17 protein-coding genes and 1 pseudogene are annotated in these 21,101 nt (G+C 62.2%); 12 read left to right on the top strand and 6 right to left on the bottom strand.

Going from position 1 to position 21,101, the window contains the following annotated elements; translation table 11 throughout:
* Positions 1–100 precede the first annotated feature (100 nt).
* From LMTR3_RS03395 to LMTR3_RS03385, 3 genes are all read left to right on the top strand, one after another.
* A complete protein-coding gene (locus tag LMTR3_RS03395) occupies positions 101–1,597 on the top strand; it encodes an aldehyde dehydrogenase family protein (protein ID WP_065743693.1) in 1,497 nt (498 codons plus the stop codon).
* Between the two features lie 118 nt (positions 1,598–1,715).
* Complete coding sequence (locus tag LMTR3_RS03390) at positions 1,716–2,840, top strand: alkene reductase (RefSeq protein WP_065743692.1); 1,125 nt, start codon at positions 1,716–1,718, stop codon at positions 2,838–2,840.
* A gap of 163 nt (positions 2,841–3,003) precedes the next feature.
* Entirely contained in the window at positions 3,004–3,516 is a 513-nt protein-coding gene (locus LMTR3_RS03385) for a GFA family protein (protein ID WP_065743691.1), read from the top strand.
* A gap of 156 nt (positions 3,517–3,672) precedes the next feature.
* On the opposite strand, the gene LMTR3_RS03380 is transcribed toward LMTR3_RS03385, so the two are convergent.
* Positions 3,673–4,392 carry a P-loop NTPase family protein gene (locus LMTR3_RS03380; RefSeq protein ID WP_065743690.1) on the bottom strand — a complete coding sequence of 240 codons (720 nt, stop codon included), beginning with the start codon at positions 4,390–4,392 and terminating at the stop codon, positions 3,673–3,675.
* 1,146 nt (positions 4,393–5,538) lie between these two features.
* Between LMTR3_RS03380 and LMTR3_RS03375 the strand changes: the two genes are divergently transcribed.
* Positions 5,539–6,327 carry a Crp/Fnr family transcriptional regulator gene (locus LMTR3_RS03375; protein ID WP_065743689.1) on the top strand — a complete coding sequence of 263 codons (789 nt, stop codon included), beginning with the start codon at positions 5,539–5,541 and terminating at the stop codon, positions 6,325–6,327.
* A gap of 367 nt (positions 6,328–6,694) precedes the next feature.
* Positions 6,695–8,359 (top strand): thiamine pyrophosphate-binding protein, encoded by a 1,665-nt coding sequence (locus LMTR3_RS03370; RefSeq protein WP_065743688.1) that lies wholly within the window; start codon positions 6,695–6,697, stop codon positions 8,357–8,359.
* Positions 8,360–8,473: 114 nt separating this feature from the next.
* Here LMTR3_RS03370 and LMTR3_RS03365 read toward each other — a convergent pair whose 3' ends face one another.
* Entirely contained in the window at positions 8,474–9,856 is a 1,383-nt protein-coding gene (locus tag LMTR3_RS03365) for an LLM class flavin-dependent oxidoreductase (RefSeq protein WP_065743826.1), read from the bottom strand.
* A 185-nt stretch (positions 9,857–10,041) separates the two neighbouring features.
* Between LMTR3_RS03365 and LMTR3_RS03360 the strand changes: the two genes are divergently transcribed.
* The gene (locus tag LMTR3_RS03360) at positions 10,042–11,424 is read left to right on the top strand and encodes a M20 family metallopeptidase (RefSeq protein WP_065743687.1); all 1,383 of its coding nucleotides are present in this window, start codon (positions 10,042–10,044) and stop codon (positions 11,422–11,424) included.
* 52 nt (positions 11,425–11,476) lie between these two features.
* Here LMTR3_RS03360 and LMTR3_RS03355 read toward each other — a convergent pair whose 3' ends face one another.
* The 4 genes and pseudogenes from LMTR3_RS03355 to LMTR3_RS03340 form a co-directional block, all read right to left on the bottom strand.
* Complete coding sequence (locus LMTR3_RS03355; protein ID WP_065743686.1) at positions 11,477–12,985, bottom strand: tripartite tricarboxylate transporter permease; 1,509 nt, start codon at positions 12,983–12,985, stop codon at positions 11,477–11,479.
* Between the two features lie 7 nt (positions 12,986–12,992).
* Entirely contained in the window at positions 12,993–13,478 is a 486-nt protein-coding gene (locus LMTR3_RS03350) for a tripartite tricarboxylate transporter TctB family protein (protein ID WP_065743685.1), read from the bottom strand.
* A 161-nt stretch (positions 13,479–13,639) separates the two neighbouring features.
* Positions 13,640–14,608 (bottom strand): Bug family tripartite tricarboxylate transporter substrate binding protein, encoded by a 969-nt coding sequence (locus LMTR3_RS03345; protein ID WP_065743684.1) that lies wholly within the window; start codon positions 14,606–14,608, stop codon positions 13,640–13,642.
* 257 nt (positions 14,609–14,865) lie between these two features.
* A pseudogene (locus LMTR3_RS03340) lies at positions 14,866–15,279 on the bottom strand (FAD-dependent oxidoreductase); the annotation flags it as partial.
* 435 nt (positions 15,280–15,714) lie between these two features.
* Between LMTR3_RS03340 and LMTR3_RS03330 the strand changes: the two are divergent.
* From LMTR3_RS03330 to LMTR3_RS03305, 6 genes are all read left to right on the top strand, one after another.
* Positions 15,715–16,677 carry a LysR family transcriptional regulator gene (locus LMTR3_RS03330; protein ID WP_245319721.1) on the top strand — a complete coding sequence of 321 codons (963 nt, stop codon included), beginning with the start codon at positions 15,715–15,717 and terminating at the stop codon, positions 16,675–16,677.
* Positions 16,678–16,720: 43 nt separating this feature from the next.
* Complete coding sequence (locus LMTR3_RS03325) at positions 16,721–17,632, top strand: amino acid ABC transporter substrate-binding protein (RefSeq protein WP_065743680.1); 912 nt, start codon at positions 16,721–16,723, stop codon at positions 17,630–17,632.
* A 228-nt stretch (positions 17,633–17,860) separates the two neighbouring features.
* Entirely contained in the window at positions 17,861–18,592 is a 732-nt protein-coding gene (locus LMTR3_RS03320) for an amino acid ABC transporter permease (RefSeq protein ID WP_065743679.1), read from the top strand.
* A 1-nt stretch (position 18,593) separates the two neighbouring features.
* Positions 18,594–19,286, top strand: coding sequence for an amino acid ABC transporter permease (locus tag LMTR3_RS03315; RefSeq protein ID WP_065743678.1), 693 nt, complete (start codon positions 18,594–18,596; stop codon positions 19,284–19,286).
* A gap of 6 nt (positions 19,287–19,292) precedes the next feature.
* Positions 19,293–20,024, top strand: coding sequence for an amino acid ABC transporter ATP-binding protein (locus LMTR3_RS03310; protein WP_065743677.1), 732 nt, complete (start codon positions 19,293–19,295; stop codon positions 20,022–20,024).
* Between the two features lie 168 nt (positions 20,025–20,192).
* A complete protein-coding gene (locus tag LMTR3_RS03305; RefSeq protein WP_065743676.1) occupies positions 20,193–21,050 on the top strand; it encodes a D-amino-acid transaminase in 858 nt (285 codons plus the stop codon).
* The last annotated feature ends 51 nt before the right edge of the window (positions 21,051–21,101 follow it).

The following is a 21,101-nucleotide window of genomic DNA, read 5'->3' as shown; positions in this document are numbered from 1 at the left end:
GCTTTCCGCAATCATCCGGCCGCATTACGGTTTCATGTCACCGCTATGGATCCGCAAACATAGCGGCATAGAATCCCAACCGACTTCAAGGGAGGTAAACATGGCTGTCACGCAGGCGATTCCGATCACGCGCCATCCTTACGCGGATGGTTCCTACAAGAGGATGCTGATCGACGGCCAGTGGGTCGACGCCGCCTCCGGCAAACAGTTCGAGACCCACAATCCGGCAACCGGCGAATTGCTCGCGACCGTCGCTGAAGGTGACGCGGAGGACATCAACCGCGCCGTGGCGGCGGCCCGCCGCGCCTTCGAGGGACCGTGGAGCAAGGTCAGGCCATATGAGCGGCAGGGCCTGTTGCTGAAGCTGGCCGATCTCGTAGAGACGAATTTCGAGGAGCTGTCGCAGCTCGATACGATGGACATGGGCGCACCGATCAGCCGCACCCGCGGCAACAAGCTGCGCGTGCTCGGCATGCTCCGCTATTACGCCGGGCAGGCCACGGCACTGCACGGCGAGACCATCGAGAACTCGTTGCCCGGCGATATCTTTTCTTACACGCTGAAGGAGCCGGTCGGGGTGGTCGGGGCGATCATCCCGTGGAACGGGCCGCTCGCCGCGACCGTCTGGAAGATCGGTCCCGCGATCGCGACCGGCTGCACTGTGGTGTTGAAGCCTGCCGAGGAAGCGCCGCTGACCTCGCTGCGGCTTGCCGAGCTCTGCATGGAAGCCGGCGTCCCGCCTGGCGTCGTCAACGTGGTGCCCGGCTATGGCGAGACCGCCGGGGCGGCGCTGGCGTCGCATCCCGATGTCGACAAGGTCGCCTTCACCGGCTCGCACGTCACGGGACAGTCGATCATCCGCGCCTCCGCCGGCAACCTCAAGCGTGTGTCGCTCGAACTCGGTGGCAAGTCGCCGGATATCGTGTTCGCCGATGCCGACCTCGACGCGGCGGTGCCGGGCGCCGCAATGGCGGTGTTCGCCAATTCCGGGCAGATCTGCAGCGCGGGTACGCGGCTGTTCGTCGAAGAGAACGTCTATGACGAATTCGTCGGCCGCGTCGCCGAGTTCGGCAAGAAGCTGCAGGTCGGCAACGGCCTCGATCCGGGCACGCAGATCGGCCCGTTGGTCTCGCAGCAGCAGATGGACCGCGTCGCTGGTTACCTCGACATCGGCCAGAAGGAAGGCGCCAAAGCAGTGGCCGGCGGCGGCCGCCTGACCGAAGGCGCGCTCTCGAAGGGCTTCTTCGTGCAGCCGACCGTGTTCGCCAACGTGCAGGACAATATGCGGATCGCGCAGGAGGAAATCTTCGGTCCGGTGATCTCGGCGATCTCCTTCAAGGATACCGACGAACTGGTCAAGCGCGCCAATGCCACCACGTTCGGCTTGGGCAGCGGCGTCTGGACCACCAATGTCAGCAAGGCGCACCAGGTCGCGAAGGCGCTGCGCGCCGGCTCGGTCTGGGTGAACTGCTATCAGGCGATGGATCCGGCCGTGCCGTTCGGCGGCTACAAGATGAGCGGCTACGGCCGAGAGTCCGGCAAGCAGCACGTCGAGGAATATCTCAACGTCAAGGCGGTCTGGATCAAGACGGCCTGAGACATTTTCGGGTCGGCGGATGCGATGGCGGCGGCTTCGGCCGCCGTTGTCATGAACCTTTTACGAACAAGCTGAAGCGGTTACATATTCATATCAACACGGGGGTTCTGGAAGAGACATGAATTATCCATCGTTGTTTTCGCCGCTCAAGGTCGGCCCCTATCAGCTCAATCATCGTCTCGCGTTGGCGCCGTTGACGCGGATGCGGGCGGCGAAGCCGAGCCTCGCGCCGCGGCCGCTGAATGCCGAATATTATGCGCAGCGCGCGACGCCGGGCGGATTGCTCATCGCCGAAGCCTCGCCCGTGATGGCGACGGGCTTCGGCAGCCCCGGCGTTCCCGGCATCTATACCGAAGCGCAGATCGAAGGCTGGCGCGAGGTGGTCGATGCCGTTCATGCCAAGGGCGGAATCATCTTCTTGCAGCTCTGGCATGTCGGGCGTGTCTCGCATTCCTCCTTCCAGCCGGGCGGCGTGTTGCCCGTCGCGCCATCGGCGGTACCGATCGCCGACCTGAAGACGGGCACGGCAGACGGCAAGGCGGTGCCCTACGAGACGCCGCGCGCGCTTGAGACGTCGGAAATTCCGGGCGTGATCGACGCCTATCGTGAGGCCGCGAAGAACGCGCTTGCCGCCGGCTTCGACGGCGTCGAGGTGCACGGTGCCAACGGCTACCTGATCGAGCAGTTTCTGCAGTCGCACACCAACCTGCGCACCGATCGGTATGGCGGTTCGATCCCGAACCGCGTGCGCTTCCTGATGGAGGTGACCAAGGCCGTGGTCGAGGTCTGGGGAGCCGACCGCGTCGGCGTGCGGCTGTCGCCTTATGGTGTCGCCAACGGCAGCGGCGAGCGGGACCCGATGCCGCTCTACACATATGCCGTCGAACAGCTCAATCCGCTTGGCCTCGCCTACCTGCACTTCATCGAGCCGCGCTCCTCCGGCGCGGGCCGCGCCGAGGTCAACCACCAGAACGTGCCGTCGGCGATGGTGCTGTTCCGCCCGATCTGGAAGGGCGTGCTGATCACGGCCGGCGGCTTCACCGGCGAGACCGCCGATGCGGCGATCAGGGATGGCCATGCCGACGCGGTCGCTTTCGGCCGCATCTTCATTTCGAATCCGGACCTGCCGCGCAGGCTGCAGCGCGGGTTCCCACTGACGCCCTATAACCGCGCGACGTTCTACGGCGGCGATGTGACGGGCTACACGGATTATCCGGAGCACAACGAGCTGGAGCAGGCGTAAAGCCCCGCCGTCATTCCGGGGCGATGCGAAGCATCGAACTATGGTGCGCAATTGCGCACCAGAGAATCTCGAGATTCCGGGTCTGGTGCTAACGCACCATCCCGGAATGACAGCGTCTTCGTCATCGCTTCGCTCCTCGCAATGACGGCAAAGGCGGCACAAAATGTTTCCAGAAGAGGAATTAGAGAAAAAGAAAACCAAGGCCGTATCCCTCGGCAAACCTGCCGCGGGCCAATGCCTGTGCGGCAAGGTCGCCTTCGAGATCGACGTGCCGGCGCGCTGGGCCTGGCACGATCATTCGCCGGCGAGCCGTCGCGCGCACGGCGCGGCCTATGCGACCTATGTCGGAAGCTGGCGCAAACGATTCCGTATTACGAAGGGCAAGACCAGCCTCACGCGCTACGAAGACGAGGCCACCAAGACCGTGCGGAGTTTCTGCTCCAATTGCGGCACGCCTGTCGTCTATGAGCGCCCGCGCTCGCCGCACATGGTCAACATCCCCCGCGCGCTGTTCTCCGGCCGCACCGGCCGCCAGCCGCTCTATCACATCGCGATCGAGGAGTTGCAGGAATGGGCCTATACCGGCGAGCCGCTGGTGCCGCTGAAGGGATATCCCGGCGTGGTCTGGCAGCGCTCGAAAAAGAAGAAGCGCGCGGACCGTGAAGGGATGTTCTAGGGCGTGGACCGGGCATTCGCCTGGACTTCAATTTCGGATCGCATCAATCGCTGATCTCTTGCACGGGCAAACATGTTGTGGCCTGTGATCCTACCCACCAGACGACCGCTGCCCTCTTGATCGACTCCTGATCTCTGGCTGCAAACCTTATCTTGCTCATGGGGGCAATAAATTCGCAACCTCGGCAGTCCCATTTGGGTTCATCAAGATGGAATCGATGGTCTCTTCATACTTCGCCCATTCCCTTCCTGAGTTCTCGATGCTGATCTTCGGGATATCCAGATCCGTGTAGAGCCGGTCAGTGAGCTGACGATAATCGCGATAGAGCTCGATGAGCCCTTCAAGACCAGCCAAGCCATGCCTAACGGCATACGGCGATGCCAGTTTCCAATTGACCTGATATGTCACCCATGCATCGCCCCGCTCAGTAGCAATCGTTCTAATAGCTCGGTCAACGTCATCTTGGTGGAAGTAGATCAGCAAGGGGCGTAGCGGCTTGATGGCAGCTACCACATCATGAACATAGCCGCGAATCAGGGCTATGTCGGCATCAAGCAGGAACAGTGCCGTTAGATTCCCATGGAAAAGTTGTCCATCGACAACCGTGATGCTCTCTGACATCGAGGCAGAAGTGGCGTAGGCACCCCAACGGGCAGCGGCTGACTTCGCCAGTTGCGCTGCCGGCATGTCCGCCCATGGCAGGTCCCAATCGAAACGGATCGGATGTGGGCTAATGCCCTCGGTAATGCCGAGGACGGAGACACCGGATGTCTTCAATCGATCAGCTATTCGCAACACGGTCGTCGACTTGCCAGACCCCATGATCCCTTCGACGATCACAATTCTGGACCAGATGTTACAAATGAGCCGGGTCATGCAGAGCCGATGATGGCCTATCCCATGCGCTGCTACCAGCGAAACTTCTTCCGCTTGTGGCCCTCAACCGACATGCCGAGCTAATCGGCAGATGTCCGCCGTCGGGAGCAAAGCAGAAGTGTCTGCAAGTCAGATCGATATCGCATTTTGACCCTTAGCCGCCGTTTTCTAGTAGCCATGCAAGCAAACTCCCCAGCCATAACTAAAATTGTTTGCGTTTTGTCGTCGATAAATCTCCGGAGCAACGTTTAGTTGTAGCCGGACGCTATCGGCGGTAATTCTCGATACTGAGGGGCAAAGGACTTGGCGTTCAAAATCAATCGCATTATCGGGCTCATAATACTAGCAGCGTTCATCTACGGCTTGCTCCAGACTTTCGGGTTGCTCCCTGAGGGCGCGCCTAAGTAGCTTCCTCAACGCAGCGGCTCGCTTGCGGCTTGAGAAGGGAGCAAGGCAGAAATTGGACGCAGAACTCAAAATCGTACTCTTCGCGATACTTGCGGCGGTTGTGTTTGTCGGCGGTGGCGTAGTAGTCCTCCAATGGCAAAAGCCGAATTGTCCTCCGGGAATGACCGCCAAATATAACGGGTACAAGTCTGACCGTGGTTGGCGCTGCACATAAGAGTGAAATATCTTCGGGGCTCACAGGAACGGTCCCACACGCGAGTATTCAGAATGGAAGCTTTGGCACTCTGGATCGCGGACCTTCCAATCGGCAAATCCTCTGATTACGCGCCCCGGACACCTCTTGGCTGGACTTCGGTGGGGCTGCTTGCTGGTCTAATTGCGCAGATCGTTTACCTGATCCATTTATGGGCCGCGTCATCGTCCCAACTTTCCTTTGGTTCAGCACCCTCGCAAACTTTGTGGCGTTAGCTGTCGTCCGACGCGCTCTGAGATGGCGGTATCCCATCTAAGGGGGAAGGCCGCGTCAGTTGGCTCTCGTTTCCCGCTACGTCTGGTGTTGGCCCCAAGCCGACCAACTTCGTCGCCTGCGGCTGGTCTGGTATTGAGGGCAGTCCGGACTTCGCATCAGCGATCCTTCGACAGCCGCTCGTGACCCGCCTCGGAAGTCGGGCGGCCAAGTTTGCTGCGCTGCGATAAAGCCACTTCTGGTAAACTGGCCTCACCGGCTCCAAAGGAGATATGTCCATCATGCTGGACCGCATTCTCGATGCAGCAACCGACAATCTCAGGTTCGCGAAGATACTGGTCCAAATGGGTCTCGATCCGAACAACGTGACCTGGGACGCCATCTTCAACCGCCTGCTGGAAATCTTTCTGCACAACATCACGCTTGCCAATATGTTCGCCCTGGTCGGCGCGATCTTCTTTGTCGCCACATTGCTGACGCACACGATGGTGCCGCTGCGGGTCGCGAACATGATCGGTTGCGCATTCTTCGCCATCTTCGGTGCGCTCACCGGAGCCGTCACGATCTTTCTTCTTTATCTCCTGATGATTCCCATCAATGCCTACCGTCTCCGTCAGATGCTCGCTCTCGTGAAGAAGGCGCGCACCGCAACACAGGGCGACATGTCGATGGAGTGGCTCAAGCCGTTCATGACCGACCGCAAGTATCGCAAGGGCGATATCTTGATGAAGAAGGGTGACGCAGCCAACGAAATGCTGCTGACCGTTACCGGCAAATTCCGGGTCATCGAAATCAACGTCGAACTTCCGGCGGGGCGTTTGATGGGCGAGCTTGGTTTCCTCACGCCCGACAACCGCCGGACCGCGACGATCGAATGTATCGAGGATGGCCGCGTCCTGACTATCAGCTATGAAAAGCTGCTCGAGATCTACTTCCAAAACCCGCAGTTCGGCTATTACTTCCTCGTCTTGACCAGCCAGCGCCTGCTGGAAAATCTCGCGCGGGCCGAAGCCATCATCGCGCAGAACAAGATCGCGCCGCAGACGCCTCTTGCCAACTGACAGCGGTCCGGGGCGATTGATCCCGGCCGTCGCCTACTCCGCCGCTGTTGAGGGTTGAGCGGACATCAGTCAGTCGCTTAATGAGTACACGGCTAGAGCGGGATGAGGCCGTGACGACGGACCATCTCGTGCCTCGGACGCAAGCTGCCTGAGTGCTGCGAGCCGGATCCCATTCTACTTTGCATGGGGTTGTTTTCGCGTTTTTTTGTTCGGGTCCCGCGGTGTACCGCTGCCGCGCTGCACGGCGCCGGGGACACGGAAAATGCCTGCGCAGAGCAGCCATGACTGCGATCCATTGCTTACATGCGCCAAGTTTGGTCATCTGCTTCCGCCCCGCACGTCATCGAAGCGGCGGGCGGGAGGAAAAATGAAGAACAAGATCACCGGCCGTTCGGCATTCCTGGCGCTGCTGAAGGACGAGGGCGTTACGCATCTGTTCGGCAATCCCGGCACCACCGAACTGCCGATCATGCACGCGCTGAAGGACCATCCCGACCTCACCTATGTGATGGCGATGCAGGAAAGCCTGGTCGTCGCGATGGCCGACGGCTTCAGCCGCGCCTCCGGCAAGCTCGTCGCCTGCAACGTCCATGTCGCGCCCGGTCTGGGCAACGCGATGGGCTCGCTCTACAACGCCAGCTTCACGGGCACGCCGCTGATCCTGACGGCCGGCCAGCAGGAGCAGGGACACGGCCTGACGGAGCCGGTGCTTTATGGTCCGCTGGTGCAGATGGCTGCGCCCCTGGTGAAATGGGCGGTGGAGGTGACGCGGCTGGAGGACCTGCCGCGGATCGTGCGCCGCGCCGCCAAGATCGCGACCACGCCACCGACGGGGCCGGTGTTCATCTCGCTGCCGGGCGACATCCTCAATGCCGAGGCCGGCATCGAACTCGGCCGCTCGACCCGCGTCGATACGCGCGTCAAGCCGTCGGAAGAATCGTTGCAGGCGCTGACCGCGCGGATTCTCAAGGCAGAGCGGCCGGTGATCATTGTCGGCGACGAGATCGTGAAAAGCGATGCGTTGCAGGAGGCCGCTCAACTCGCGGAAACGCTGGGTTGCCCAGCCTACCAGTCGCCGACGCCCTATGGCGCCCATTTCCTGTCGGAAAGCCCGTGCTTCATGGGTGCGCTGGCGCGCATCCAGAAGATCGCCCGTGACGCGCTGTCGCCGTACGATCTCATCATCGCGCTCGGCGGCGATCCCTTGCGGATGTCGGTCTACAGCGAAGTCGATCCGTTGCCGGACGGGGTGTCGATCGTGCAGATCGGCCTGGTCGATCAAGACCTCGCCAGGAATTACGGCGCCGACATCGCGCTCAAGGCCGATGTGCGGGAAACCTTGCGCGCCCTGGTCCCGGCTCTAAAGATCGCCGGCGGCAGCACGCTCCAGGCGCGCGCGAGCCAGGGATTGGACGCACTCATTTCGAAGAACTGGACCGCGAGGCGCAAGCCGCTGATCGAACAGATTTCGAAACATGCCGAGACTTCGCCGATCGATCCGGACTGGCTGGCGCTGCAGGTGATCGATGCGATGCCCGACAACGCGATCCTGGTCGACGAGGGGTTGACGTCGTCGCGGCAGATGATCGCGCTGCGTCCGCACCGCGATCGCTACGGCTATCACGCGCTGGCCTCCGGCGGCATCGGCTGGGGACTGCCGGCGTCTGTCGGTGTCAGCCTCGCTAACCCGGAGCGGCCAGTGGTCTGTTATTCCGGCGACGGCAGCTCGATGTACTCGATCCAGTCGCTGTGGACGGCCGCAAACCACAAGCTGCCGCTGACGTTCGTCATCGTCAACAATGGCGGCTACCGCATCATCAAGCAGCGGCTGCTCGCCTTCCACGGTGACGATCATTACGTCGGCATGGATTTTGTGGATCCCCCGGTGGATTTTGCGGGCGTGGCGAAATCGCTCGGTCTGGAGGCGACGAAGGTGACCGATCCTTCTCAATTGAAGTCCGTGTTGTCGTCGGCCTTCAGCCGCCCCGGCGCGAAGCTGATCGAGGTGATGGTGAGTAACGCGGTGAATTGAGAGGCTTGTCATTCCGGGGCGATGCGAAGCATCGAACTATGGTGCGCAATTGCGCACCTGAGAATCTCGAGGTTCCGGGTCTGGTCCTTCGGACCATCCCGGAACGACGGAGCGCTACTCAGCCGCCTGCACATGCGGGCGAAATCGCGCCGCCGGATGCTGCTCCGTCAGCCGCGCGCGGCCTGTGCCGAACAGCTTCTCGCGCAGCGTCCCCTTCGCGTACTCGCTCTTGTACCGTCCTCGCTTTGTCAATTCAGGCACCAGCATGTCGGCGATGTCCTCGAAATCGCCGGGCGAAGTGGCGAACGCGACGTTGAGGCCATCGACGTCGGTCTGCTCGAACCAGGCCTCGATATCGTCGGCAGCCTTCTCGGGCGTGCCGACCACGACCGGCCCCGCGCCGCCGATGCCGACATGCTCGACGACCTCGCGCACGGTCCAGACCCGGTCGGGATCGGCGCGCGTGACGTTGTCGAGCGCAGTGCGGCCGGCGTCGTTCTGGACGTGGCGCACTTCCTGGTCGAGGTCGTAGCTCGAGAAATCGACGCCCATCCAGCCCGACATCAAGGCCAGCGCGCCCTCCGTCGCGATGTGCGCCCGATAGTCGGCGTATTTCGCTTTCGCCTCTGCCTCGGTGCGGCCGAGAATGATCGTCATCATGGAGAACATCAGGATTTCAGCCGGATTGCGGCCGATCTCCTGCGCCAGCGCGCGGATCGCGGCAACCCGCGGCCCGATGATCTTGGCCGACGGGCCCGACATGAACACGCATTCGGCATGTTGGGCAGCGAACTTTCGACCGCGCGGGGAGGTGCCGGCCTGGTACAGTACCGGCGTTCGCTGCGGCGACGGCTCGCTAAGATGGATGGCGTTGAGCCGGTAGTTACGGCCCTCGTGCTGGATGCGATGCACTTTTGACGGATCGGCAAAAATCCCGCGCGCGCGGTCGCGCAGCACGGCGTCGTCTTCCCAGCTTCCCTCCCAAAGCTTGTAGACCAGCTCCATATATTCGTCAGCGATGTCGTAGCGGTCGTCATGCGCGGTCTGCTTGTCCTTGCCGGCGCCACGGGCGGCGCTGTCGAGATAGCCGGTCACCACGTTCCAGCCGACGCGGCCCTCCGTGAGATGATCGAGCGTCGACATTCGCCGCGCAAACGGGTAGGGCGGCTCGAATGAGAGATTGCTGGTGACGCCGAAGCCGAGATTCTGCGTCACCGCCGCCATCGCCGGGATCAGCATCAGCGGCTCGTTGGCCGGCGTCTGCGCGGCATTATGCAGCGCCGCGTCCGGGCTGTTGCCGAAGACGTCGTAGACGCCGAGCACGTCGGCGAGGAAAAGTCCGTCGAACCGGCCGCGCTCCAGCGTCCTCGCCAGATCGAGCCAGTAGGGCAGTCGGTTGTAGTCCAGCGTGCGGTCGCGCGGATGGGTCCAGAGCCCCGGCGATTGATGCGCCACGCAGTTCATGGCGAAGGCGTTGAGCCGGATTTGTTTTGTCATGACGCGAACCTCGCAGCGCGCAGTTCCCTTGCGCATTTGCCCGGTTAGACGCCGGGCTGTTGCCTGAAATTGTTGCATCCTCGCTGCGTTTAGCAAGGGCCATTCGACGGGCCCTGCCACTTCCAGCGGGCGGCTTATCCCGATAGGTTGCGGTCCCAACACGTTAGCGAACAAAGGAAAGAAATATGGCTGACAGAGCCGATGCGATTGCGCGGGTGCGTGAGCAACTTCATTCCGGCGCGTTTCTCGCCGAGCTCGGCCGCAGGGTTGGATATCGGACCGAAAGCCAGAACCCCGGCAGCGGCGAGGCGCTGCGCGCCTATCTCGTCGACGACCTCCAGCCGGCCTTTGCGGCGCTCGACTTCGCCACCCGCATCATCGAATCGCCGACCGGCAGAGGTCCGTACCTGCTGGCGGATTATCGTGAGGATGCCTCGCTGCCGACCGTGCTCACCTATGGCCATGGCGACGTCGTCGACGGCATGGAAGGCGAATGGCGCGACAATCTCGATCCGTGGCAAGTCACGACCAAGGGCGAGCGCGTCTATGGCCGCGGCACCGCCGACAACAAGGGCCAGCACAGCATCAACCTCGCGGCGTTGCGCGCCGTGCGTGAAAGCCGCGGCGGCAAGCTTGGCTTCAATGCCAAATTCATCATCGAGACCGGCGAGGAGATCGGTTCGCCCGATCTGCGGCAGGTGTGCGAAACCCATCGCGAGGCGCTGAAGGCCGATCTGTTCCTGGCGTCCGACGGGCCGCGGCTCTCGGCCGATCGACCGACGATCTTCCTCGGCTGCCGCGGCGGCAACCGCATCCACCTCGATGTTAACTTGCGCGAAGGCGGCCATCACTCGGGCAATTGGGGCGGTGTGCTCGCCAATCCGGCGACGATCCTTTGCAACGCCATCGCGAGCCTTGTCGACGGCAAGGGACGGATGAAGCTCGACGCGCTCAAGCCGCCGCGGATATCGAATGCCGTCCGCGCGGCGCTTGCGGATGTGAAGATCGAGCCGACCGCGGACGAGCCGGCGTTGGCGCCCGACTGGGGCGAGGAGGGGCTATCGCCGGCAGAGCGGCTGTTTGCCTGGAATACGCTGGAGGTGCTAGCGATGTCGTCGGGCAGTATCGAGAAGCCGGCCAACGCCATTCCCGGACGCGCCAATGCCGTGCTGCAGCTCCGCTTCGTCGTCGGCACTAAATATGAAGAGGTGATCGACGCCGTGCGCGCGCATTTGCACGCCAACGGCTTTCCGATGGTGGAAGTCAGCGGCACGCAACGTTTCGCGGCTTCACGCACCGATGTCGACAGCCCCTGGGTGAATTGGACTGCGAAGTCGATCGGGGAGACCACCGGCAAGTCGCCGGCGATCCTGCCGAACTTTGGCGGCTCGCTGCCGAATGACGTGTTCGCCGAGGGGCTTGGCCTGCCGACGATCTGGGTGCCGCATTCCTACCCTGGCTGTTCGCAGCACGCGCCGGACGAGCACATTCTGCTGCCGGTGACGGAAGAGGCGCTGGCGATCATGGCAGGGATATTCTGGGACCTCGGTGAGAAGGCGAAGGCGTGACTCTGTCATGACCGCGCATGACGAGCTGAGAAGTCATTGGCAGCGCCGTGCCTCACGCCTCTTCATCCAGCGCGACCAGCTCGCGTTTCTGGCGAAGCGACGGCAGCAATGGTGCGACCAGCAGCACGACTGCGAGCAGAAGGCAGGCGGCCGAGATCGGCCGTTCGATAAAGGTCATCAGATTGCCCTGGGAGAGGATCAGCGACTTGCGCAAATTGTTCTCCAGCATCGGTCCCAGCACGAAGGCCAGCACCAATGGCGCCGGCTCGTAGCCGAGCTTGCGCATGAAGTAGCCGATGATGCCGAACGCGATCATCACATAGACGTCGAACACGTTGTTGCTTGAGCAATAGACGCCGATGATGGTGAACAGGATGATCAGGGGGAACAGGATGTTGTAGGGCAGCTTGAGGAGCTGTACCCACATGCCGATCATCGGCAGGTTCAGTACCAGCAGCATCAGATTGCCGATATACATGCTGGCGACGATGCCCCAGAACAGGCCGGGGTTCTGCGTGATCATCAAGGGCCCAGGCTGCAGGCCGTGAATGACGAATGCGCCGAGCAACAGCGCCATCACCACATTCGGCGGAATGCCGAGCGTCATCAGCGGAATGAAGGCGCCGCCGGCGGCGGCGTTGTTGGCGGCTTCGGGCCCCGCCACGCCCTCGATCGCGCCGTTGCCAAAGCGCTCCGGTGTCTTGGACAGCCGCTTTTCCAGAGCATAGGACGCAAAGGAAGAGATCACCGCGCCGCCGCCCGGCAGGATGCCGAGAAGGAATCCCATGATCGTTCCGCGCGACATCGGGCCCGCGCTGGCCTTCCAGTCTGCTTTGCTCGGCAGCAGGTGCGTGATCTTCGTGTTGATGATGTCGCGTTTGATGATTTGTTCAGTGTTGAGCAGCACCTCCGCGACGCCGAACAGGCCCATGACAACCGGGACGAGGCCAATGCCGTCGATTAGCTCGATCCGGCCGAAGGTCAGGCGCGGCTGCGCGGTGATGCTGTCGAGACCGATCACACCGAGCACGACGCCGATGCAGGCCATAAGCAATGCCTTCGGCATCGAGCCCTGCGTCAGGAAGGTCAGCACGACGAGGCCGAGCACCATTAGGCTGAAGTACTCGGCGGGCCCGAAGGCGATCGCGACGCTCGCGAGCTTGGGTGCCACCAGCATCAGCGCGACCAGCGCGAAGGTGCCGGCGATGAACGAGCCGAACGCGGAGATGCCGAGCGCCGGGCCGGCGCGGCCTTGCTTCGCCATCTGGTGACCGTCGATACAGGTGACGACGGAAGCGGCCTCGCCGGGAATGTTGACCAGGATCGAGGTGGTCGAGCCGCCATACATCGAGCCGTAATAGATGCCGGCCATCATGATGATGCCGGATTCCGGCGTCCCCGACAGCGTAATCGGCAGCAGCAGCGACATCGCCGAGATCGGGCCGATGCCGGGAAGCACGCCGACCAGCGTGCCGATGAAGACGCCGATGAAGCAGTAGATCAGGTTGACCGGTTGAAGCGCGACGCCGAAGCCATGCGCGACGTTGATGAGCGTGTCCATGGTTCGGTCAGCCGATTTCGAAGATGCCGGATGGCAACTGGATCAAAAGCAAACGTTTGAGGATCCACCACATGCCGAGCGGGACCAGTAGCGCGATCGGAATCGTGAGCTGCCAGCGCACCGGATCGACCAGGCGCAACAGCAGTACCATCAGCGGGATCGACGACAGCAGAAAGCCGAACGTATTGAGCGAAAACGCGAACGCGATGAGGCAGGCGATGATGATGACCGGCTTGGTCCAGCGCGTATTCTCCCAGCGCGAGCCGAAGGTCGGCCCGCCCTCGGTCAGTGCCGCGATAATGATCGCGGCGGCGAACAAGCATATCAGAATGCCGGTATAGAACAGCACGAATCCAGCGCCGGGATCGTTGATGGTACCGAGCTTCAGCTTGAGCCCGGACCAGATGACAAAGCCGCCAAGCGCGAGCCCGATCAGTCCGCCCCACAGTTCTGAATTGTTCAGGCGGAAATTGACGTTGGATTGATCACTCATTGATACTCTCTCAGCCGTTCCCCGGACGCTGCGCAGCACGAAATGGTGCGCTGCAGAGCCGGGTCCATAAATTTGCGGGCGTAGTGTTTGCGGACGCAGTGGGTCCCGGCTCTGCGGAGCAGCGTGAAGAACGCTGCACCGCGTCCGGGACACGGCCGAAGCTAGTTCGTCTTTTTCGCCAGGCCGAGCTTGTCGACCACCTTGCGCTCGGACTCGGTGACCTCGACGACGAACTTCTTGTAGTCCTCGGTGTTCTTGTAGTTTGGCACCATGTCGAATTTGGCAAGGGTGGCGATGACAGCCGGATCTTCCAGCGCCTTCTTGAAGGCGTCGTGCAGCTTGGCGACGATCTTCGGGTCCATGCCTTTCGGGCCCGCGATGCCGAACGGGGAGTCGTAGACCATGGGATAGCCGAGCTCCTTGAGCGTCGGCACGTTGGGATAGTTAGGCGAGCGCGCCGAGGTCCACACCATCAGAAGCCGCAGCTTGCCGGCGTCGACCAGCGGCCGCCAGCCGGTCGAATCCGCCTGCAGCATGGTGTGCTGGCCCAGCACCGCGGCATTGGTCTCTGCGCCGCCCTTGAACGGCACCTGGGTCAGCTTGATGTCGGCCATCGAGGCGATCTGCTCCATGCCAATATGCAGTGATGTGCCGGCGCCCGGCGTCGCATAAGTCACCTTGCCGGGATTCTGCTTGGCGTAGTCGACCACGTCCTTCCAGGTCTTGAATTGCGACTCGGCGCTCGTGGTGACGCCGAACGTGTAGCCGGTGAGATGAACGATGTAGGTGAAGTCCTTGGCCGGATCCCACGAGACTTCCTGCATCAGCGGCAGCCGAAACACCGTGATCGGAATCTGTGCGATGGTATAACCGTCGGGTTTGGCGCCTGCCGCCATGGTGGCAGGCCCGACGGTGCCGGAGCCGCCGGCCTTGTTGTCGATTGCGATCGGCTGCCCCAGAACCTTCGAAGCGCTCTCGGCGATCGCGCGCATCGAGATGTCGGTCGAACCGCCCGCCGGCCACGGGACGATCAGCGTAATCGGCTTGGTGGGATATTCCTGCGCGCCGGCGGCTGCGGATATCAGCATGAAGGCAGCAATGGCGGTCGCCAAATGGCTACGTCTGAACATATGCAACACTCCCCTGCAGCTTCTCTTGACACGAGAGCCGCTTGTTTCTTCCCGGGCTCGATCATCCCTGAAATCGCCCAGGAAGAAAAGCGTGTTGGTGGCTGGGAGGCTCGCGCCGTCCGCGCCGCAACAGGCTGGAGATGATGCAAGCGACAATCGGTCCGCCGCGGCATCCCGGATTACGGAATTTGGCCGACGCCGGGATGCTAGGGCGCGGCCCGGAGGGCCGGCTCCCCTCGTTTGCAACGTATCGACCATTAGGCAGCGCGGCGCAGGGCAAACGCTCTGGTCGCGGTGACCGATGCCTTGCAACCGATCAAGTCAGCCGTCAGCCGCGCGCTGCCGCACGCCAGCGTCCAGCCGAGCATGCCGTGTCCTGAGTTGATGAAGAGGCCGTCAAGCGGCGACCAGCCGATGATCGGCCGGCTGTCGGGTGTCATGGGACGAAGCCCGCACCAGGGCTCGACGTCACCGGCTGCGTCGATCCCAAGCAACTCGGCGGAGGCGCGGCGCAGGACTTCGACGCGTCCTGCATCGATCGTGGTGTCGCTTTCGAGATCGGCGATACCGGCAACCCGTATGGCTGTGTGCCCGTCGCGCGCGAGCGGCGCAAATACCAGCTTGCGTTCCATGTCCGTGACGCTGTGCCGAAGGAGGCGCGCCTCCGGTGCCGGTGAAAACGTGAGCGTGAGAAACGATCGACGAAGGGGTGTTGCTCACCAGGTTTAAGGCCGCCGAACGCCGCCAGTGATGCCAAATCTGCATGATGCAAAATTTGCATAACCTGCCGGAGGCATGGCAGGCTAAGGAAGATGCGATCATGGGCGAATGCGGACGGGCGACATGAACGGGCGAGAATTGACGGGGACTGCCGCAGAAGCGAAGGCGAGTGGAGGCGATGCAAAGCTTGCATTGGTCATGCCGCGTGGCGACCCGCTACCTTTGCCGGCATGGAGCTTCACATTTGCCATCGAGAGCCAGCGCCGGTTGGCGTCCGCAGCCATGCGTTGCCCCAGAGCGGCTATCGTGGCGGCCGTCGTGGCGGCGCGGCTGTCGCCTGCAATGCGGGGGGCTTGATGGAGCTTCGCTGGCTTCAGGATTTCCTGATGGTGGCCGAGACCGGCAATTTCACCCGCGCCGCCGAGAAACGAAACACGTTCCAGGCCGCGTTCAGCCGGCGGATCAAGTCCCTCGAAGCCTGGCTCGGCTTCGACCTGATCGACCGCAGCGTGTACCCGACGCAGCTCACGCCGCAAGGCGAGCGCTTTCGCGAGCATGCCGGCGAGCTATTGCGGCAGATGCTCGACAGCCGCGTCGAGCTTGGCGGCAAGCCACTTCGCCGCAACGAACATATCCGTATTGCCCTGCCGTTCGCGATGGCCACCGCCCGGCTGCCGCATTGGTGGCAGGCCTGGTCACAAGAGCGGCGGTTGAGCTGCTCTGTGGTCGTCGGCAACATCCACGATCTCGTCACCTCGCTCGTCTCCGACAACGTGGATTTGATGATCTGCTACCACCACGCCCAGCAGCCGATCCATCTCGATCCGGATCGCTACGAGCGCGTCACGCTCGGCACCGAATTCCTGCGGCCCTATGCCAGCGAGGCGCTGGTGGCGAAGGGAGGCGCGTCGCTACCCGGCCGGGCGTCGCATCCGGTCCCCCTTTTGATGTATTCGCCCGGCGTCTATTTCGCCCGGCTGGTCGATCTCATCCTGGAGACCGCCCCCATTTTCGGCGTGCGGGCCATTGAAAGCGACATGTCGGACGTGCTGTGCGGGATGGCGCTCAGCGGACGCGGCGTGGCTTGGTTAACGGAGGGGACTGTGGCGGCTTCCGGCCGGAAACGGCTGGTCCCGATCGGCGGCGACAAGTGGGCGTTGCCTTTGTCTTTAGTCGCATTCAGGGGCCGAATGCATGATGGTCAACGGGCGCTAAATCTGTTTTGGTCCGAATTGTGCAGGCATAGTGCCGGGCACGCCGGAGGCGGTCTTGCCAAGGGTCTTGCCAAGGGTTCTGCCAAGACAGGTTCGAGACCGCCGGCCAAACGGCCCGGCAAGTTGCTGAGTTAGGGTGGATGAGCAATCATCTGAAACCTTTGGAGGGAGAAGTTACGTGAAACACCGTCATATTATCGGCTGTCTGGTCGCGGGTGCATTGTGCGCCGGGCCGGCAACGGCCCAGGAGCTCACCGGAACGCTGAAGAACATCAAGGACACCGGCGCCATCACGCTCGGCTACCGCGACTCGTCGATTCCGTTTTCCTATCTCGACGACAACCAGAAGCCGATCGGCTACGCCATGGACATCTGCTACAAGATCGTCGATGCCGTGAAGAAGGAGCTCAAGCTCGACAAGCTCGAGGTCAAGCTCAACCCGGTGACGTCGTCGACCCGCATCCCGTTGCTCGCCAACGGCACGATCGATCTCGAATGCGGCTCGACCACGAACAATGCCGAGCGCCAGAAGCAGATTTCCTACACCAACACCCACTTCCTGACCGCGAGCCGCTACGTCACCAAGAAGGCGAGCAAGATCAATTCGATCGACGATCTGAAGGGCAAGCCGGTGGTCTCGACCGCCGGCACCACCAATATCAAGCAGCTCACCGAAGCGAACGCCGCGCGCAACCTCAACGTCAACATCATCCCGGCCAAGGATCACGCCGAGGCATTCCTGATGGTTGAGACCGATCGCGCCGTGGCCTTCGTGATGGACGACATCCTGCTCGCGAGCCTGGTTGCCGGCTCGAAGGCGCCAGGCGATTACGTCATCTCCAAGGATGCGTTCTCCAAGCCCGAGCCCTACGGCATCATGCTGCGCAAGGACGATCCGGCCTTCAAGAAGGTGGTCGATGCGGCGACGGCTGCGCTCTATACCGGCGGCGAGGGCCAGAAGATCTACGACAAGTGGTTCACGCAGAAGATCCCGCCCAAGGGCCTGAACCTCAACACGCCGATCAGCGCCGAGCTGAAGAACGAATTCGCCAAGCCGTCGGACTCGCCGGATCCGGATTCGTATAAGTAAGTGATCTGTTGACCCTCATGGTGAGGAGGCGCGCCAGCGCCGTCTCGAACCCATGAGGCCCCAGTTGGGCCTTCATCCTTCGAGACGCCGCGCAATGCGCGGCTCCTCAGGATGAGGGGCTTCCAACCGGCAGATCCGGCCATTTTTTGAAAGCAAAGAATGGCCGGACATTTGCATACGCAGTCATAACCAAGAGCTTTACCGGCACTTTCGGGGACAAGGTGCAGCGTGAACTATAACTGGAACTGGCACATCTTTTTCGAGCCGAACCCGACAGGGGCGGGGACCTATCTCGACATGCTGGTGGCGGGACTGCTGCTGACCATCCAGACCGCGCTGCTGGCTTGGGTCATCGCGCTGATTTTCGGCACGATCATCGGCATCCTGCGCTCGCTGCCGTCGAGAACCGCATCCTGGATCGGCTTCGGCTATGTGGAATTCTTCCGCAACATGCCGCTGCTGGTGCAGTTATTCCTCTGGTTCTTCGTGTTGCCCGAACTGCTGCCGCGCGGCGCGGGGCTGTGGCTAAAGCAGATTCCCAATGCGCCGTTCTGGACGGCGGCGATCGGGGTCGGGTTGTTCATGTCGGCGCGTGTCGCTGTGCAATTGGCCGCGGGCATCGCCTCGCTGCCGCGTGGACAGAAGAATGCCGCGACCGCGCTCGGACTGACGACGGCGCAGGGCTACCGCTACGTGCTGCTGCCGATGGCGTTCCGCATCATCATGCCGCCGCTCACGTCCGAATTTCTCAATACCGTGAAGAATACATCCGTTGCGATCACCATCGGCCTGATCGAACTGACCGGCCAGGCGCGGGCGATGCAGGAATTCTCGTTCCAGGTGTTCGAGGCCTTCACCGCCGCAACCGTGATGTATCTCGCGATCAACATCGTCGTCGTCACCGGCATGCGCTTCCTCGAACGCAGCCTGGCGATCCCCGGCTACATCACGGGGAAATAGCATGTTCGACAATCTCGATTTCGATGTCATCCGCCGCTCGCTGCCTTATCTGTTCCTTGACGGCATGAGCTTTACGCTGATGCTGACCGGGTTGTCGGCGCTGGGCGGCTTGATTTTCGGTACGCTGATCGCGCTGATGCGGTTGTCCGGCTACAAGCTGCTCGGCCGCGTCGCCGGGCTCTATGTCGACTTCATGCGCTCGCTGCCGCTGGTGCTGGTGATCTTCTGGTTCTATTTCCTGGTGCCCTACATCGGCCAGTGGCTGACGGGTGCGTCGCGCCCCATTCGCGTTGGCGCGTTCACCTCGTCTCTCGTCACCTTCATCATGTTCGAGGCGGCGTATTTCTCCGAGATCATGCGCGCCGGCATCCAGTCGATCTCCAAAGGGCAGCCGGCTGCGGCGAGCGCGCTCGGCCTGACCTACAGCCAGTCCATGCGCTACATCGTGCTGCCGCAGGCGTTTCGTAACATGCTGCCGGTGCTGCTGACGCAAACCATCGTGCTGTTCCAGGACACTTCGCTGGTCTATGTGCTGTCGATCCCGGATTTCCTGGGCGCCGCCAGCAAGGTGGCGCAGCGCGACGGCCGGCTGGTCGAGATGTATCTGTTCGCAGCCGCGGTCTATTTCGTGATTTCCTGTGTCGCGTCCTATGGCGTCCGGCGCCTGCAGGCACGCATTGCTATTGTTCGGTGAGACCCCATGATCGAAATCAGCCACGTCAATAAATGGTACGGGCCGAGTTTCCAGGTGCTGAAGGACTGCACCACGAGCGTCGCCAAGGGCGAGGTGGTGGTGGTGTGCGGCCCGTCGGGCTCGGGAAAGTCGACGCTGATCAAATGCGTCAACGCGCTTGAACCGTTTCAGGAAGGCCAGATCATTCTCGACGGCATCAAGGTCAACGATCCCAAGACCGATCTGCCGAAACTGCGCGCGCGCGTCGGCATGGTGTTCCAGCATTTCGAGCTGTTCCCGCACTTGAGGATCATCGAGAATCTGTGTCTCGCGCAGGAGAAGGTGCTGGGCCGCTCGCATGACGAGGCCATGGCCAAGGGCGACAAGCTGCTCGATCGCGTCGGTTTGAAGGCACATGCAACCAAATATCCGGCCGAATTGTCCGGCGGCCAGCAGCAGCGCGTCGCGATCGCGCGGGCGCTTGCCATGGATCCGATCGCGATGCTGTTCGACGAGCCGACCTCGGCGCTCGACCCCGAGATGATCAGCGAGGTGCTCGACGTGATGGTCGACCTCGCCCATGAGGGCATGACCATGATGGTCGTCACCCACGAAATGGGCTTTGCCAGCAAGGTCGCGCATCGCGTGATCTTCATGGACAAGGGCGAGATCGTCGAGGATGCGCTGAAGACGGACTTCTTCGGCAGTCCGCGCAGCGAACGCGCGCAGAAGTTCCTGTCGAAGATTCTGTCGCATTAGGGACGTAGCGTCATTCCGGGGCGCCTCGCAGAGGCGAACCCGGAATCTCCAGATTCCGGGTTCGATGCTGCGCATCGCCCCGGAATGACGGCGAGAGTTCCTCATCAATAATGACTTGCATATAACGTCCGTCACACCCGTTTCGCATTCCCTACAGGAGACTCTACTTTGGAACAGATCGCTTACGTCAACGGCTCGTTCGTCCCGCTTTCCGAGGCGAAGGTCTCGATCCTCGACCGCGGATTCCTGTTTGCCGACGGCATCTATGAAGTCGCCGCCGTGCTGGACGGAAAATTGATCGACAACGCCTCGCACCTGGCGCGGCTGGAGCGCTCGGTCGGCGAGATCGAGCTGGCGCTGCCGGAGACGACGGCGCGCATCCAGGAGATCCAGAAGGAACTGGTCGCGCGCAACGATCTCGTCAACGGCATGGTTTATCTGGAAGTAACGCGCGGCGCCGACACCGGGCGCGATTTTGCGTTTCCGAAGAACGTAAAGCCGACGTTGATCATGTTCACCTCAACCAAGGACATCATCAATGCGCCGTCGGCCAAGACCGGCATCAACGTGATCACGGTGCCGGACCTGCGCTGGGCCCGCCGCGATATCAAGAGCGTCGCGCTGTTGGCGCAGGTGTTGGCCAAGCAGGCTGCGGCGGTGGCCGGCGCCGGCGAGGCCTGGATGATCGAGGACGGCAAGGTGACCGAGGGCGGCTCGTCGTCATGCTTCATCCTGACCCAGGACGACGTAATCGTGACCCGGCAGAACGGCAGCGAGATCCTGCCCGGCTGCACCCGCAAGGCCGTCGTCGCGCTGGCCGAAGAACGCCAGCTCCGCGTCGAGGAGCGGGCGTTCTCCGTCGAGGAAGCGCTGGCCGCCAAGGAAGCCTTCGTTACCAGCGCCAGTCTGTTCGTACAGGCCGTGGTGTCGATCGACGGCAAGAAGGTCGCCGACGGCAAGCCCGGCCCGATGACCAACCGCCTGCGCGAGATCTATGTGGAGTTCGCCAAGGCAACGGCGGTGTGACAGACCGCACCTTACTCTCGGCCCGTCATCGCCCGCGAAAGCGGGCGATCC

Source organism: Bradyrhizobium sp. LMTR 3 (genome assembly GCF_001693485.1).
GTDB lineage: Bacteria > Pseudomonadota > Alphaproteobacteria > Rhizobiales > Xanthobacteraceae > Bradyrhizobium.
The sequence above is the reverse complement of the archived record's forward strand: the minus strand, read 5'-3'. Positions and strand labels throughout refer to the sequence as shown.